Below are 13767 nucleotides of genomic sequence, written 5' to 3' on the forward strand. Positions count from 1 at the left end.
ATTAATATCAGCCAAATATTTTTTCAAAATTGGTTGATTAGTACCGCTATATGGTCGTTGCTCACCACTTTAACGTTCGCTAAGCGCCTAAAATGCGTCGATATGAAGCGTTCTGACTAGCTCAGTTGGCTGCTCTAAATGTTGGCTTTATTGCAGGTGATCTATGTTCAACAAGCACTCTATTCTTTTTATGCTTTCAACAACCTTTGCTGGGCTGGCGTTTGCATTCTTTCATCCGCTGATTAGCTTGTATTTGGTGGATGAACTTGGTGCGTCGCCATTGGCCATGGGCATCTACATGGCCATTGTTTTAGGCTCCGGTGTGCTGGTATCAACCTACTTAGGTCATCGCTCAGACAAGGGCATGGCTAGGCGCCCGTTGGTCATTGCTGGGCAAGTTGGTTTTACCTTGCTGGCGCTTACGCTTATTTTTACCCGTGATTATTGGTTGGCTTTGGTGGCGGGTATCGCGTTTTTGAGTGTGTCTACCTGCGCACTGCCACAGCTATTTACCTTAGGGCGTACTTACGCTGATGAAAAGTTAGATAAAGAAAAGGGCAGCACCTTTATTGCTTTTATGCGCGCCGGCATTGCCGTGGCTTGGGTGGTTGGGCCGCCGTTAGCGTTTATGACCAAGGCTCAATTTGGCTTTAATGGCGCCTTGGCGATTGCTGCCGTGACGTCTTTAGTGGTGGTCGCCATCACGCTATTGCTACCAGAATATGCGGCACAGCATCACGAAGACAATCGTGGACCAAACATGAAAAGCTGGCAGCTTACACGCCCAGCCTTACTGTTTTTATTGGCAACGTTAGCGATGTTTAGCGCTCTAAACATGTACTCACTCAATATGCCCTTGTACTTAACCAAAGTATTAGAGGTAAGCGACCAATGGGTAGGTAATTTAATGGGCATTGCTGCGTTTGTGGAAGTGCCGGTGATGATTGCCATTGGTGCCTTGTCGGTGAAGTTTGGCAGCCGGCCATTGCTGATTATTGGTGTGATTGCTGGTGGTGGCTTCTATTTTGGCCTCACTCAGGTGGATAGCATTGCCGCGCTGATTGCTTTGCAGTTATTAAACGGCATCTTTGTTGGCATTACGGCAAGCCTAGGGATAAGTTTTATGCAAGACCTAATGAAGCACGCGCTTGGTTTGGCGACCACCTTGTTTAGCAATGCCCAAACTGCTGCAATGTTAATTGGCAGCTTCAATGCTGGCTTGGTAGCCAACTACTTTGGCTACGAGTCGGTATTTTGGGTCTGCACCCTATTGATAGCCTTGGCCTTAGTGTTGCTGCTCATGGTGAAACCAAACAGCCAGACGCAACCGGCAGCACAATCGTAGGTTGCACGGCGCTTTTAGCGCCGGGCAACGTGTATCGCTAATGCTCAATGTTTCCCAAACCTTCGGTTTGTAAAACCTACTCCAGATTTTGAGCGATCGGCGTTCCCGTTATCGCTAAATAATCCCCAGCGAGCGGGCTTTTTCAATGGCTTGCTGGCGATTATCGCAGCCAAGCTTTTGCATGGCTTCGCTTAAATAATTACGTGCCGTGCCATAGGCAACGTGCATGCGTTCACTGGCTTGTTTTGCTGTAAGTCCCTCGGCTGCAAGCGCCAGTACCTGGGTTTCGCGCTCGCTTAGTGGAGAGTGAAACTGCATGGCTTGCCTAGTGAGCTGAGGGTCAATCACCTGAGCACCTTGCATAATTACCCTAAGTTTTTCGGCAATTTGATCGGCTGGTGTGTCTTTCAGTAAGTAGCCTTGCACGCCACTACTTAACGCCTTCTGCAAATAACCGGGTTTGGCAAAGGTGGTCAGTATCATCACTTTAATGGTCGGGTGGTGCTGGCTAAGCCATTGCGCGAGCGTTAACCCATCACCGTCTGGCATTTCAATATCGCTCACTACTATGTCTGGTTGCTGTTGGGTAATCACCTCTTGGGCGGCTAAACCACCACTCGCCGTACCGACTAATTCAATATCCGGCTCCAAATTTAGCAATATAGCCATGGCGCTTTGCACTAGCTGTTGGTCTTCCACGAGCACAACTTTCATCTTGCTTTCCTCACAGATCGCCAGCCTCATTAACAGGCATACATATTAGGGTGGTCCAACCTTGGCTGAACTCTACCACGCCACCTAGTTGCTCTATGCGAGCTTTTAAACCAGTCAGCCCAGTACCAAGCTGTGCGGGATGGCCGCCCCCGTTGTCGGCGATGCGAAGCTCGATCTGTTTATGGCGGCGAAGCTGCACAATAATCTGGCTGGCTTGGCTATGTTTAATGCTGTTGGTAATCGATTCACGCAGCGCTTGTGCCAAGGCATGGCTTTGCTTTTCGCTAAGGTCATCAAACTGACCGCTTACCCTAAGTTCAATGCCACGCGCTAGGCAGGCAATGCGGCTGCTCGCGAGGACTTCTTCAATGCTTGCTTGGTAGTTATTGTGCAGCGTATTGCGGGCATCTTGCAGGCATTGTTTGGCAAGTTGGTCGGTTTGTTGAATAAGTTGCTGCTTACTGGCCGCATCGAGTTCGGCGCGTGCCAGCACCTGCATATTAAGCGAAATCGTCGTCAGGCTTTGCCCTAGCAAGTCATGAATGTCGCCACGAATGCGTTCTCTTTCTTGCAGGCGAGCAATGGCTTGCGCCTCGGCTTGCGAGAGTTTTAGGCTTAGGTTTTTTAAGTCATTGCGCCGATGCACTAGGTTGCCAATACCCCACAGCAAGGCTGTCCACAGTACAAACAGCACAAACGGCGGCAAGCTCACCATAGCCGTTACTACGGCTGCGCATAAACTATAGAGGCCAAACAAATAATAACTATGGCGTTTGTGGGTGACAAAAGCGGCCATGCTAGCGCCATAAAACATGAGCACAACACCACCGGCGTAAATAAAACACACGGCTGTGCCAATGCCTAGCATAGCGGCCACAAGCCAGGCATTGGCAAGGCGCTGGCTAGCAAAATACAGCGCGAGTACCAGAATTCCGGCAATGATTAACAGGGTTCGTTGCCAAGTGGGCATGGGGTAAATAAACAGCGGTGCAAAGTACACCGCCATATAGCTCAGCCAAAGGTAAGGCAGCCAGTCGTACTGGTTATTAGGGCCTAGCAGCCATTGGTGTAGGCGCTGGCCCTGTTGTGTTAACCCACTTAATAACGGCACAGACGAAAACTCCCTATCGTTAATAATGCGCAGCCTACCGCAGTGGTGATAAGGCCAAGTGTTGGTTCACCATTACTCAGTTGTAGCAGCTGCATAGGTGGCAACCAAGGCGCTGCTTGCGCTAGCCAACTCGGCAGGCTGCTTAGTGGCACAGTAATGCCAGAAACAATAACTAGTGGAAAAAATATCACGTTTACCACGGCAATCGCACCGCTTTCACTTAATAGCATACCCATGGCGATGCCTAGCGAAGCAAACACAACACTGGTTAACAGGCTTAGCAGCAACAACTGTACAACTTGCTGCCAGCTAATCACTACCTGCCCGGTTAACGTGGCCAGCAGAATGACCAAGGTGCTCGCAACTAAAGCCGTGATAGCCAAGGCAACCTGCTTGCTTAGCCACCAGTTCAATTTGCCAAACTGCCACCTTAGATTGAGCCAGCCAGACTGACGCTCATTGGCTACATAAATAGCGCCACTAAAGGCACCAGGCGTCATTGAAGCAATGATTACAATGGCCATTAGCATGCGGTAATCCATTAGGTTAAATAACCCCAAGCTTACCCAATAAAACAGCAAGGGCATCAGCAAGGTTGGTATGCTGGCTTCGCTTAAGCGAAATAGGCGCAGGCTTTCCAAAAAGCTCTCTTTAATTAGGGCATTCATGCGGCAACTCCTTGTTTAAACTGACTAATGGCTTCATTGAGGCTAATTTCGCGCACACGCAAATTAGCTAGGTTTTGGTCTTGGTTAAGCAACCAGCGCACATCTTGCTCTGGCGTATTGGTTAATAAATTTAATTGGCCTTGGGCAACGGCTGGGTGCGCAAGTGAGGTGCTGGCTTGCACGGTAAAGCGTTTTAGCTGCTCAAACATTTGTTGTTTGGCGCCATGGAATACCAGTTCGCCTTGTTCCAACACTAATAACTGCTCGCCAAGTTGCTGAGCTTCGTCGATATCATGGGTGCACAGCACAATGGCGCAACTCAGTTCGGCTAAACCTTGTTGCAGGCGAACTTTGCTGTCGTAGTCCAGTGCATTGCTTGGCTCATCAAGCAGTAGCAGATCGCAGCTTTCCACCAGGCTTAACGCAATGGCCAAACGGCGATGCTGGCCGCCAGAGAGCCCATCCACTTTATGTTTAAGAAAATCATCGAGCTGGCAGGTGTTGATCAGCCAGTCGAGTGGTCGTGGCTGAAGTGCGAGTTGGTGAACAAGGTGCAATACCTCCTGCACGGTTAGCCCTTTGGGAAAACCAACACTTTGCCCTAACACCGCAATACGCGCTTGGCTGGTAATCACCCCATCACTGGGTGGCTGCATACCGGCAAGCGTGCGCAGCAGGGTTGTTTTGCCAGCACCGTTTTCACCGAGCAGCACAGTTCTGCTACCGCTGCTAAGGGTAAAGCTAATGTGCTTGAGCACTGCCGCCCCACCGAGCGTGACCGAAATATTCTTGGCTTCTAACATGCTAATGGCCTCCTTCTTTTGGCTTAGTTTGCATTGTGCTTGCTTTGGCAAAGTGCCATTAGATGCAGCTGTCATGAGTTGCGATGACAGGTGTCATAAATGTTTCACGTGCATAGATCGGCATATATGGATTAGCATATATATAAGATGTTTTTGAGGACCTCAGGTGCCCCTAGCTCAGCTTTTTAAATTATTGTCGGATGACACTCGCCTGCATTCAGTGCTGTTAATCAAGCAGCATCAGGAACTATGTGTATGCGAGTTAACCGAAGCGTTGGCTATTAGTCAGCCCAAAATCTCGCGCCATTTAGCGCAGTTGCGCCAATCTGGCTTATTGCAAGACCGTCGCCGCGGGCAGTGGGTGTTTTATCGTTTAGCCGATGAGCTCAGCGATGATTACCAGCAGATTATCGAGCAGGCTGCCAAGGCAGTGGACCTAACCGAATGCAATCAGCGGCTGGGCAACATGCAAGACCGGCCGTGTTGTTGAGCTTGGAAACCCAATGGCCGTCACGCCCGAGTGCTTTTATCGGGCGTCTAGTTTGTTGCTAGGTGCTGGATAGGAATGGCAGCTAGATTCCCGCCTGCGCGGGAATGACTGGTTAGTCAAAGAGCAGCCGTCACGCCCGAGTGCTTTTATCGGGCGTCTAGTTTGTTGCTAGGTGCTGGATAGGAATGGCAGCTAGATTCCCGCCTGCGCGGGAATGACTGGTTAGTCAAAGAGCAGCCGTCACGCCCGAGTGCTTTTATCGGGCGTCTAGTTTGTTGCTTGGTGCTGGATAGGAATGGCAGCTAGATTCCCGCCTGCGCGGGAATGACTGGTTTTGACCCTGAATAAATTAACAAGGTAAATATGGGAATTTTTGAACGATTTTTAACCGTCTGGGTGGCGGCAGCCATTGTTATAGGGGTTGCTCTGGGTAGCCTATTTCCCAACGTATTCGAGTTGGTAGCAAGCCTAGAGGTAGCCAATGTTAACTTGCTGATTGGGGTGCTGATCTGGTTAATGATCTTTCCAATGATGGTGCAGGTCGACTTTTCAGCCATTAAAGATGCGGGCAAGAAGCCTAAAGGCTTAGCGCTCACGCTCGTGATTAATTGGCTGATTAAGCCCTTCACCATGGCCGCACTCGGCTGGTTATTTTTTAAGGTGTTTTTTGCTGGCTGGGTGGACCCACAAACAGCCAACGAATACATCGCCGGGATGATTTTATTGGGCGTTGCTCCTTGTACCGCTATGGTATTTATTTGGAGTCAGCTGACCAAGGGTGATGCCAACTACACCTTGCTGCAGGTGTCGGTCAACGATGTCATTATGATCTTTGCCTTCGCCCCAATTGCCGCACTACTGCTGGGCATTACCGATATTCAGGTGCCATGGTCGACACTGTTAATTTCGGTCATTCTTTATGTGTTATTGCCGCTGCTGGCAGGCATCTGGGTGCGCCGAAAGCTGGCTGATGAAAGCAAGATTCAGCAGTTTCTGCACACGGCCAAGCCTTGGTCGATTCTTGGGCTAATCGCCACCGTTTGTTTGTTATTTGGTTTGCAAGCCGAGTCGATTTTGGCCAAACCACTAGCAGTGGTGATGATCGCCATTCCGTTAATGATTCAAACCTATGGCATCTTTGCCATCGCCTATGCCATCGCCAAGTTTATCAAGCTGCCGCACAACATTGCTGCACCGGCCTGCATGATTGGCACCTCTAATTTCTTTGAGCTGGCGGTTGCCGTGGCCATCTCGCTATTTGGCTTAGGCTCAGGTGCTGCACTGGCCACCGTGGTGGGCGTGTTGGTCGAAGTGCCGGTTATGTTAAGTATTGTTTGGTTTGTTAATAAAACCGGGCATTGGTTCACCTCGCACGAGCAATCGTTATGACTTCTGCAAACAGCGCTGTAGCGCACCACCCTTATGATATTTTGAACTTAGATGCACCAGGCAAACTGGTGTTTATGCCTTGCCCGGGTACCAAGGGGGTTAGCTTGGCGGACACCTTTGCTCAGCTCGCCGAGTTGGGGGTCAATGCGGTGGTGTCAGCGAATCCTGATGATGAGCTGCAAAAGCTTAACGCCACGGCCATTCCTGAGTTGTGCGAGCAACACGCAATGCGTTGGTTTCATTTGCCAGCGCCAGATGACGCGGCACCAAAACCAGCGTTTCACCAAGCTTGGTTAGCCAATCGCGTGGCAATTTTATCGGTTGTGGCACGTGGTGGCACAGTGGCGATTCACTGCAAAGGCGGCTCTGGGCGTACCGGCATGATTGCCGCTTTGATCATGCTAGAACTCAGTGAAATGCATGTGACCGAGCGTATTCAAGCGCTGCGACCGAATGCGCTGCGCCTTCCCGTGCAAATTGCCTGTATTCAAGAACATTTTCCTGGTTACCCTGAAAAATATTGAGGTGTTGAAATGAAAGTTGGGATCAACGGTTTTGGCCGTATTGGCCGCTTAGTGATGCGTGCTGCCTTTGATTGGCCTGGTGTTGAGTTCGTTCGCATTAACGACAAGCAAGGCGATGCCGCTACTTTGGCACACTTGCTCACCTTCGATTCAGTGCACGGCAAATTCCAGCACGAAGCCAGCACTGAAGGTGAGGTGATGGTGGTGAATGGCCAGCGCATTCAATGCAGCCAAAACGACACCATTGGCGCGACCGACTGGTCGGACTGTGATGTGGTCATTGAAGCCTCGGGCGTGATGAAAGAAAAAGCGCTGCTAGACGAGTACATTCGCCAAGGCGTGAAAAAAGTAGTGGTCACGGCACCGGTGAAAGATGATGGCGTGCTAAACATTGTAATGGGCGTGAACCACCACCTGTACACCGGCGAGCAAAACATCGTTACCGCTGCCTCGTGCACCACGAACTGCATGGCGCCCGTAGTCAAAGTGATTTATGAAAAGCTTGGCATTGTGCATGCTTCAATGACCACCATTCACGACATCACCAACACCCAAACCATCATTGATGCGCCACACAAAGACCTGCGCCGCGCTCGTGCGTGTGGCAGCAGCCTAATCCCAACCACTACCGGCTCAGCCAAAGCGATTACGCAAATTTTCCCTGAACTGAAAGGCAAAATTAATGGCCACGCCGTGCGCGTACCCCTCACTAACGCTTCACTAACCGACTGCGTATTCGAGCTGCCTAACCCTACCACCGCAGAAGCCGTTAACGCGTTAATGAAAGAAGCGGCAGAAGGCGAACTAAAAGGCATTTTAGGTTACGAAGAACGCCCATTGGTGTCGATTGACTACCGCACCGACCCACGCTCGGGCATTGTTGATGCCCCGTCTACCATGGTGGTAGATGGCACCCAGCTGAAAATGTACATCTGGTACGACAACGAATGGGGCTACGCCAACCGCACCGCCGAGCTAATGAAGCTTGTTGGTGAGTCTATTTAAACACGGCTAAACCGTCACTCCCGCGTAGGCGGGAGTCTAGCCACTTGGCTAAACCCTGTAACTAGACACCCGATAAAAACACTCGGGTGTGACATGCGGTACACCGTCACTCCCGCGCAGGCGGGAGTCTAGTCACTTGGCTAAACCTTGTAACTAGACACCCGAAAAAAACACTCGGGTGTGACATGCGGTACACCGTCACTCCCGCGCAGGCGGGAGTCTAGTCACTTGGCTAAACCCTGTAACTAGACACCCGATAAAAACACTCGGGTGTGACGTAAAGACGAATCGGAGTCACCATGCTCACAAATCTCTCGCCACAAATGCGCCAATACATGCTAGTAACCGGCAACTATTGGGCGTTTACCCTAACCGACGGTGCCTTGCGCATGCTGGTGGTACTGCATTTTAACCAGCTTGGTTATAGCCCACTAGAAATCGCCATGTTGTTCTTGTTCTACGAGTTTTTTGGTGTGGTGACGAATCTAGTGGGCGGCTGGCTAGGTGCTCGGATCGGCTTAAATAGAACCATGAACATCGGCCTAGCGCTGCAAGTGGTAGCGCTAATGATGTTGGTGTTGCCATCCAGCATGCTCACCGTACCCTGGGTGATGGCCGCACAAGCGCTCTCTGGCATTGCCAAAGACTTAAATAAAATGAGTGCCAAAAGCTCAATTAAGTTGCTCATTAAAGGCGAGGGGGCCTTGTATAAGTGGGTGGCCGCACTAACGGGCTCTAAGAATGCCCTCAAAGGCGTTGGCTTTTTCCTTGGTGGTTTGCTGTTAGTCACCCTGGGCTTTCAAGGCGCCATGTGGGCAATGGCATTAGTGCTGGCGCTAATCTGGGTATTTAGCCTTATTATGCTAAAAAAAGACCTAGGCAAAGCCAAAGCCAAGCCTAAGTTTTCGCAGATATTCTCGAAAAGCCCAGCCATTAATATTCTTTCGGCCGCGCGGATGTTTTTGTTTGGCGCCCGCGATGTGTGGTTTGTTGTGGCATTACCCGTGTACTTAGCAGCCACGCTAGATTGGAGCTCGTGGCAGGTGGGCGGTTTTATGGCCACCTGGGTCATTGCCTATGGTTTAGTGCAAGGCATTGCGCCAAAACTTACCGGTAAAATCACCGCTCGCTCAGCGCTGCTGTGGGCCAGTATTTTGGCGCTAATTCCTGCCGCCATTGGCCTAGTATTAACCCCTGCTACCCTGATTGCCGGCTTATTGGTATTTGGTGGCGTGTTTGCCATTAACTCGTCGCTGCACAGCTTTTTAATTGTGCATTACGCCGATGAAGATGGCGTATCGTTGGACGTAGGCTTCTATTACATGGCCAATGCCATGGGACGTTTGATTGGCACCCTGCTGTCGGGCTGGATATTTCAAGCCTACGGATTGGCCGCTTGTCTATTCGTATCGACCGCTTTTCTAGTGTTAACTGCGTTCATCTCCGTATTTCTACCAGATCACACATTTATCAACCGTTCGTCACAAAGTGAAAACTAGTTCCAAGTTTAGATGCTTTAATATGATCCAAGTTAGCCAAGGCAAGGCAGCTCATCTAAGGCAAAGTAGCGGCGCAGGGACGCCCAGTGCAAGGACGCACAATGCTTTTCTTCTAAGACATTCCATTCTTTATTCGTTAGACTCAACGAATGACCCAGCCCTTATAGAACTAAGTCGTGTCTAAGCAATAACTAGTTGTGACAGTCATTTATTTCACCCAGACATTTATCGTCTAGATATTTAAGCGTTTGCTGAACTTAACGACATAATCGCCGGTTTTTCACATCTCGTTCAGTTAGCTCGCGTACAAAGCGAGTTACTAATCATGGAGGTGGCACGTGGGTAAAAATAGTCAGGCAAGCAACTCAAATGGTAAAAACGCCTTAGTCGTCGAAGGTGGCGCAATGCGCGGCATTTTTGCTGCTGGCGTGCTGGATGCGTGGATTGAACAAGACTTCCAACCCTTTGATTTTACCGTTGGCGTTTCGGCAGGGTCGACCAACTTGCTGGGGTATTTGGCGGGCAACCATGGTCGCAGTAAAACTATTATTTGCGACTATGCCACTTCAGATAATTTTATTGATTGGCGGCGCTTCATTCGTGGTGGTCATTTCACCGATGTGTCATGGCTTTGGCATGCAAGCTACGATGAAGTAGAGCTCAACCTAGCGCATTATTTTGCCGGCAGCACAAAGCTGTATGTTGTCACCACCAGCTTACGTGATGGCCAAGCGCGCTATTTCCCTGTATCCGAAGACAATATGCACGAGATATTTCCAGCTTCTTGTGCATTGCCACTGGCGTTTCGTGATCAACCAAGGGTGGCCGATGAACCAATGACCGACGGTGGTGTCGCCGACTCGATTCCGGTGATTTGGGCCTACGAACAGGGCGCACGAGATATCACCGTTGTGCTGTCTAAGCCGCTTGGCTACCGAAAATACGAGCCTAAACTACCTAAATTAATTAAACCCTTAGTCGAAGACTTCCCTATTATGCTGGATGCTCTGGCATCTCGTGCCGAGCGCTACAACAAAGCGCTAGATTTTATTGAAAACCCACCGGCTGATTGCACCGTGCGCGTTGTAGTGCCACCGCAAAGTTTTAAAGTAGAGCGCTTAACCACAGACCGCGCCATCTTAGAAGAAGGCTACCAGCAAGGCGTTGTGGCAGGGCTTAATGCACTGAAAGTTTGGCAGCCAATTAGCATTGGTCACAAGCCAAATAACTCAGCCACTCAAAGCGCAAACCCAATCGAAGCAGCTAGCTGAGTAACCCTTGTGGATTGTTTGGTAATGGAGCAGGCTACTTGAACGGTCAATATCGTGACACGGCCGTTTAACATTGCCTCGTAAACTATGTTAACAGTTACTGCTTGCGACTGAGTTGTACATGAAATGCTTCAAGCTCAATCAATCTTAGCTAGTTCTTACGGCCACTAACCAAAGTAACGAGTGAAATGACTACCGCAAGAGTTGCATTAATTGGGTTAATTACCTCCATGCTGATACTTCGATTGTCTGACGCCCCAATAAGGGGCTGATAAATGCTTGGCTAAACTTGTGTAGCGAAGCGGAACCGAGCCAAGCTTTAGCAGTCCCGCACTTTATTGGCTTGTTATATATACCTCTAACTAAAGTTAGATAGAAAAGTATCTATTTGCTCATCAGATGCTTGCCAATTTTCTCCTTTACATTCAGCTAGCGTTACCACTCCTAAAAGTTCTACTAACCCGCTAGCTGAAAATTTATTACCGTTCGCTGTTGCAACCCAAAGCTCGTTAGGTTCACCTGAATTAAGTTTTTCAACTTGGTAACCTAGCTCTATGAGTAACTCGTATGCGGGAATTTCAGTGTTTGACGCTGCTGATAAATTCACTGAACCTCCGTGTGTATATAACGCCCGCTAGCATGCGAGGCTTTGTAGTGGAGGCGAAGCCGCAACGAAAAAGACTTCGCCGTGCCTGGCGTTGTTATACGCTTAGTCACAAATCATTGCACAACTTCAAGCATTTCATTGTAATGAACCTCATCGACTTCTTGAAGCCAAGCAAAAATATCACCAATCACATTTCGACTTTCACCAACAAGGTTTTCCGAAGATTCCTCATTAATCTCAATAACAATACTGTGAGAATATTTATTTATGAATCGGTAAATCTTTTCCTTTGTCGCCTCATCCGTAACTTCGCAACCCTTCAGGCCACGATCCATTAACTGGGAAATATCACTTCTATACTTTGGAAACTTGAAGCTAAAGAAAGATTCAAGCAATTTCCTCGCAAGATTAGCCGTCAAGAATGCCTCATCCCGTGATAATTCTGGGCTATTTCTGTATGCATAGAGCTTTGAAAAAATGTAATGGTATTCTGAATTGTAGTTCACTAAGCTGGGATCAGCGTCTTTGAATGTCGAATGACGGGGAATTGCTGTTGACGCCTCAATGGTATAAAAGAACGCATTTGGTTCTTTAGGTGGATGTTTTCTTCTCCTATTACGGTTTACCCCTTCGAACCAATCTCTAATTAATTTGAAGTAGGTGAAGTTGTGTGTAAATACAAATAACTGCTTTGCTTTATCACAATTATTTCTAAGGAACGAATATGCATGGAACAGGTGATTTGAATCAAAGCTTGATACTGGATCATCGACCACAACAATAGTGTTCTCCATTTTGTTGTCGTTTTCTTTTAGCTTGGTTATAAAGTAAACGAACGCAATGGCAGTTTTCTCACCTTCACTCAGATTCCCTTCCACCAGATCAGTATCATTTCGAAGTATTTCATAACCCTTTTTTGCCGGATTAAAATTAAGAGTTATTTCGCTACGACCAAGAAACTTGTGAAGCGATTCGTTAAACTGATCGGCCCCCAAACTTTCATTTGACAGAGACTCCTCAAGAGTTCGAATTTCGGTATTTCTATTATTTATCGCGCTTTTTAAATCATTGTTTTCGGCTGCGCGTTTAGCAACCTCAATTTTCTTGTCGTGGTAACCAAAACCCTTGACTTCAGTGGTGACATAATGAAGCTCAAGCTGTTTCTTGGCTTTGTCTGTTTCTTCTTTAAAGTTGGCTGATTTGTGATTGTGTTTTTCAACCGTTGCACTAATAGCGGCCATGGCATCATTGAAAGATTGTATGGACGATTCTTTGATAGCCTCTACTGAATGACCTGTTTCAAGCGGATTTTCAGTCTTTTTCTTCAGAGCAGTGTGCCAAGCTGATATTTCTTCGTTCAGGTCTATAATAGCTTTTTCCAAATCTGCACAGGCTTCACTGTATTTCTTTTTAAGTTCTTCGTAAAAGTCACTTGCCGCTGGAAGCATTGGAGCTTGTATGTATTGACCTGAAAGCCAGCTATCAGCTTTTACAAGCCGCTCTTGGAAGGCTTTGTAATCATGATTGAAATGGGCCTCAAGCCGTTTAATCCGCTCTTTAGTGATGGTGTTACCGCAAAATTCACATTGGTTTGTATCGTGACGCTTGTGAAGAGAAAGGCCGGTCTCCACCCAAGACTTTATATCTCCATGCTCAACAAGCCGTTGAATAGTTTTGCTCACCACACTGGTGTTTAAAAGATCATCAAGGCGATCTTTCGCCTTGGCAAAAGTCTCATGACTTATGCTCTGTTTAGTGAAACTGATAGGGTTCTTTTGATCTGGTTTAGCCGCATTGGTTAGTTCGACAATTTTCTCTTCATCAAGAAGCGGGGCTTCTGTTTTCGTTGCTTGAAGGTTTGAGGTGATAACGGATTCAAACTTTCTTCTATTATAATTAAGATAATGGCTATCGGACGTATCAATAGATTGGAGGCTCATTTTCAAGCGACGAGCGCTATCAGTTCCAAATTTTGAAATGGCGCCTTCCAGGTTCTTTATTTCTGACGCTTCTTTGCTATACGCTTCGGAATCGGTTTTTTGCGCTTTCTTCAACTCTTCAAGCTTTTTGCGCTCTTCAATTTTGGCTTTGTCGACAAGTAAAATACTTTTGACAACGCTATTCCATGAAATATTTTCGTCAATGAAGTCTTGATTGAAGGTGTATACGTTTAGGCTAGATTGAGCGATATTAGAATGTGTAATTGCGGTGCTGCCGTCGCGGAATCTGTCAACATAGTTTTCACGCTTAAATTTTAATCAGTTGCTACTTTTCGATCAGGGTTCAAGTGAACTTCGTTGTCTGGTACGAAGACTGCCGCATTACCCGACCACCTTTCAGG

Annotated in this window: 12 protein-coding genes and 1 pseudogene; 7 read left to right on the plus strand and 6 right to left on the minus strand. The window is 48.1% G+C overall.

Going from position 1 to position 13767, the window contains the following annotated elements; genetic code table 11:
* Nucleotides 1-163 precede the first annotated feature (163 nt).
* Nucleotides 164-1345 (plus strand): sugar efflux transporter, encoded by a 1182-nt coding sequence (locus DUW71_RS10905; protein ID WP_119395296.1) that lies wholly within the window; start codon nt 164-166, stop codon nt 1343-1345.
* A gap of 114 nt (nt 1346-1459) precedes the next feature.
* Here DUW71_RS10905 and DUW71_RS10910 read toward each other — a convergent pair whose 3' ends face one another.
* Genes DUW71_RS10910 through DUW71_RS10925 form a run of 4 tightly spaced genes read right to left on the minus strand, consistent with a single transcriptional unit; the run spans nt 1460 to nt 4641 of the window.
* Nucleotides 1460-2059 (minus strand): response regulator transcription factor, encoded by a 600-nt coding sequence (locus DUW71_RS10910; RefSeq protein ID WP_119395297.1) that lies wholly within the window; start codon nt 2057-2059, stop codon nt 1460-1462.
* Nucleotides 2060-2069: 10 nt separating this feature from the next.
* Nucleotides 2070-3170, minus strand: coding sequence for a histidine kinase (locus tag DUW71_RS10915; RefSeq protein WP_119395298.1), 1101 nt, complete (start codon nt 3168-3170; stop codon nt 2070-2072).
* Nucleotides 3158-3838: an ABC transporter permease gene (locus DUW71_RS10920; RefSeq protein WP_119395299.1), complete on the minus strand. Its 681-nt coding sequence runs from the start codon at nt 3836-3838 to the stop codon at nt 3158-3160. Before DUW71_RS10920 ends, DUW71_RS10915 begins: the two co-directional genes overlap by 13 nt.
* The gene (locus DUW71_RS10925; RefSeq protein WP_158584010.1) at nt 3835-4641 is read right to left on the minus strand and encodes an ATP-binding cassette domain-containing protein; all 807 of its coding nucleotides are present in this window, start codon (nt 4639-4641) and stop codon (nt 3835-3837) included. The genes DUW71_RS10920 and DUW71_RS10925 overlap by 4 nt, the downstream gene beginning before the upstream one ends.
* Before the next feature lie 166 nt (nt 4642-4807).
* On the opposite strand from DUW71_RS10925, the gene DUW71_RS10930 reads away from it, so the two are divergent.
* From DUW71_RS10930 to DUW71_RS10955, 6 genes are all read left to right on the plus strand, one after another.
* Complete coding sequence (locus DUW71_RS10930) at nt 4808-5131, plus strand: metalloregulator ArsR/SmtB family transcription factor (RefSeq protein WP_119395301.1); 324 nt, start codon at nt 4808-4810, stop codon at nt 5129-5131.
* A gap of 363 nt (nt 5132-5494) precedes the next feature.
* Nucleotides 5495-6520, plus strand: coding sequence for an ACR3 family arsenite efflux transporter (arsB, locus tag DUW71_RS10935; protein WP_119395302.1), 1026 nt, complete (start codon nt 5495-5497; stop codon nt 6518-6520).
* Complete coding sequence (locus tag DUW71_RS10940; RefSeq protein ID WP_119395303.1) at nt 6517-7044, plus strand: phosphatase domain-containing putative toxin; 528 nt, start codon at nt 6517-6519, stop codon at nt 7042-7044. Before arsB ends, DUW71_RS10940 begins: the two co-directional genes overlap by 4 nt.
* A 9-nt stretch (nt 7045-7053) precedes the next feature.
* Complete coding sequence (locus DUW71_RS10945; protein WP_119395304.1) at nt 7054-8049, plus strand: ArsJ-associated glyceraldehyde-3-phosphate dehydrogenase; 996 nt, start codon at nt 7054-7056, stop codon at nt 8047-8049.
* Between the two features lie 299 nt (nt 8050-8348).
* Entirely contained in the window at nt 8349-9548 is a 1200-nt protein-coding gene (arsJ, locus tag DUW71_RS10950; protein ID WP_119395305.1) for an organoarsenical effux MFS transporter ArsJ, read from the plus strand.
* 338 nt (nt 9549-9886) lie between these two features.
* Nucleotides 9887-10819 (plus strand): patatin-like phospholipase family protein, encoded by a 933-nt coding sequence (locus tag DUW71_RS10955; RefSeq protein WP_233546104.1) that lies wholly within the window; start codon nt 9887-9889, stop codon nt 10817-10819.
* 358 nt (nt 10820-11177) lie between these two features.
* Here DUW71_RS10955 and DUW71_RS10960 read toward each other — a convergent pair whose 3' ends face one another.
* Nucleotides 11178-11426 carry a hypothetical protein gene (locus tag DUW71_RS10960; protein ID WP_119395306.1) on the minus strand — a complete coding sequence of 83 codons (249 nt, stop codon included), beginning with the start codon at nt 11424-11426 and terminating at the stop codon, nt 11178-11180.
* A 113-nt stretch (nt 11427-11539) separates the two neighbouring features.
* Nucleotides 11540-13663 (minus strand): annotated as a pseudogene (locus DUW71_RS10965) (AAA family ATPase); the annotation flags it as partial.
* Nucleotides 13664-13767: the final 104 nt, after the last annotated feature.

Origin of the sequence: Salinibius halmophilus (genome assembly GCF_003577475.1) — a bacterium.
Lineage (GTDB): Bacteria > Pseudomonadota > Gammaproteobacteria > Pseudomonadales > Natronospirillaceae > Salinibius > Salinibius halmophilus.

What these genes read in the sequence shown, in the direction of transcription:
- DUW71_RS10925 (WP_158584010.1), bottom strand. Translation starts at nt 4,641, where the DNA reads ATGTTAGAAGCCAAGAATATTTCGGTCACGCTCGGTGGGGCGGCAGTG.
- DUW71_RS10905 (WP_119395296.1), top strand. Translation starts at nt 164, where the DNA reads ATGTTCAACAAGCACTCTATTCTTTTTATGCTTTCAACAACCTTTGCT.
- arsJ (WP_119395305.1), top strand. Translation starts at nt 8,349, where the DNA reads ATGCTCACAAATCTCTCGCCACAAATGCGCCAATACATGCTAGTAACC.
- DUW71_RS10940 (WP_119395303.1), top strand. Translation starts at nt 6,517, where the DNA reads ATGACTTCTGCAAACAGCGCTGTAGCGCACCACCCTTATGATATTTTG.
- DUW71_RS10910 (WP_119395297.1), bottom strand. Translation starts at nt 2,059, where the DNA reads ATGAAAGTTGTGCTCGTGGAAGACCAACAGCTAGTGCAAAGCGCCATG.
- DUW71_RS10945 (WP_119395304.1), top strand. Translation starts at nt 7,054, where the DNA reads ATGAAAGTTGGGATCAACGGTTTTGGCCGTATTGGCCGCTTAGTGATG.
- arsB (WP_119395302.1), top strand. Translation starts at nt 5,495, where the DNA reads ATGGGAATTTTTGAACGATTTTTAACCGTCTGGGTGGCGGCAGCCATT.
- DUW71_RS10920 (WP_119395299.1), bottom strand. Translation starts at nt 3,838, where the DNA reads ATGAATGCCCTAATTAAAGAGAGCTTTTTGGAAAGCCTGCGCCTATTT.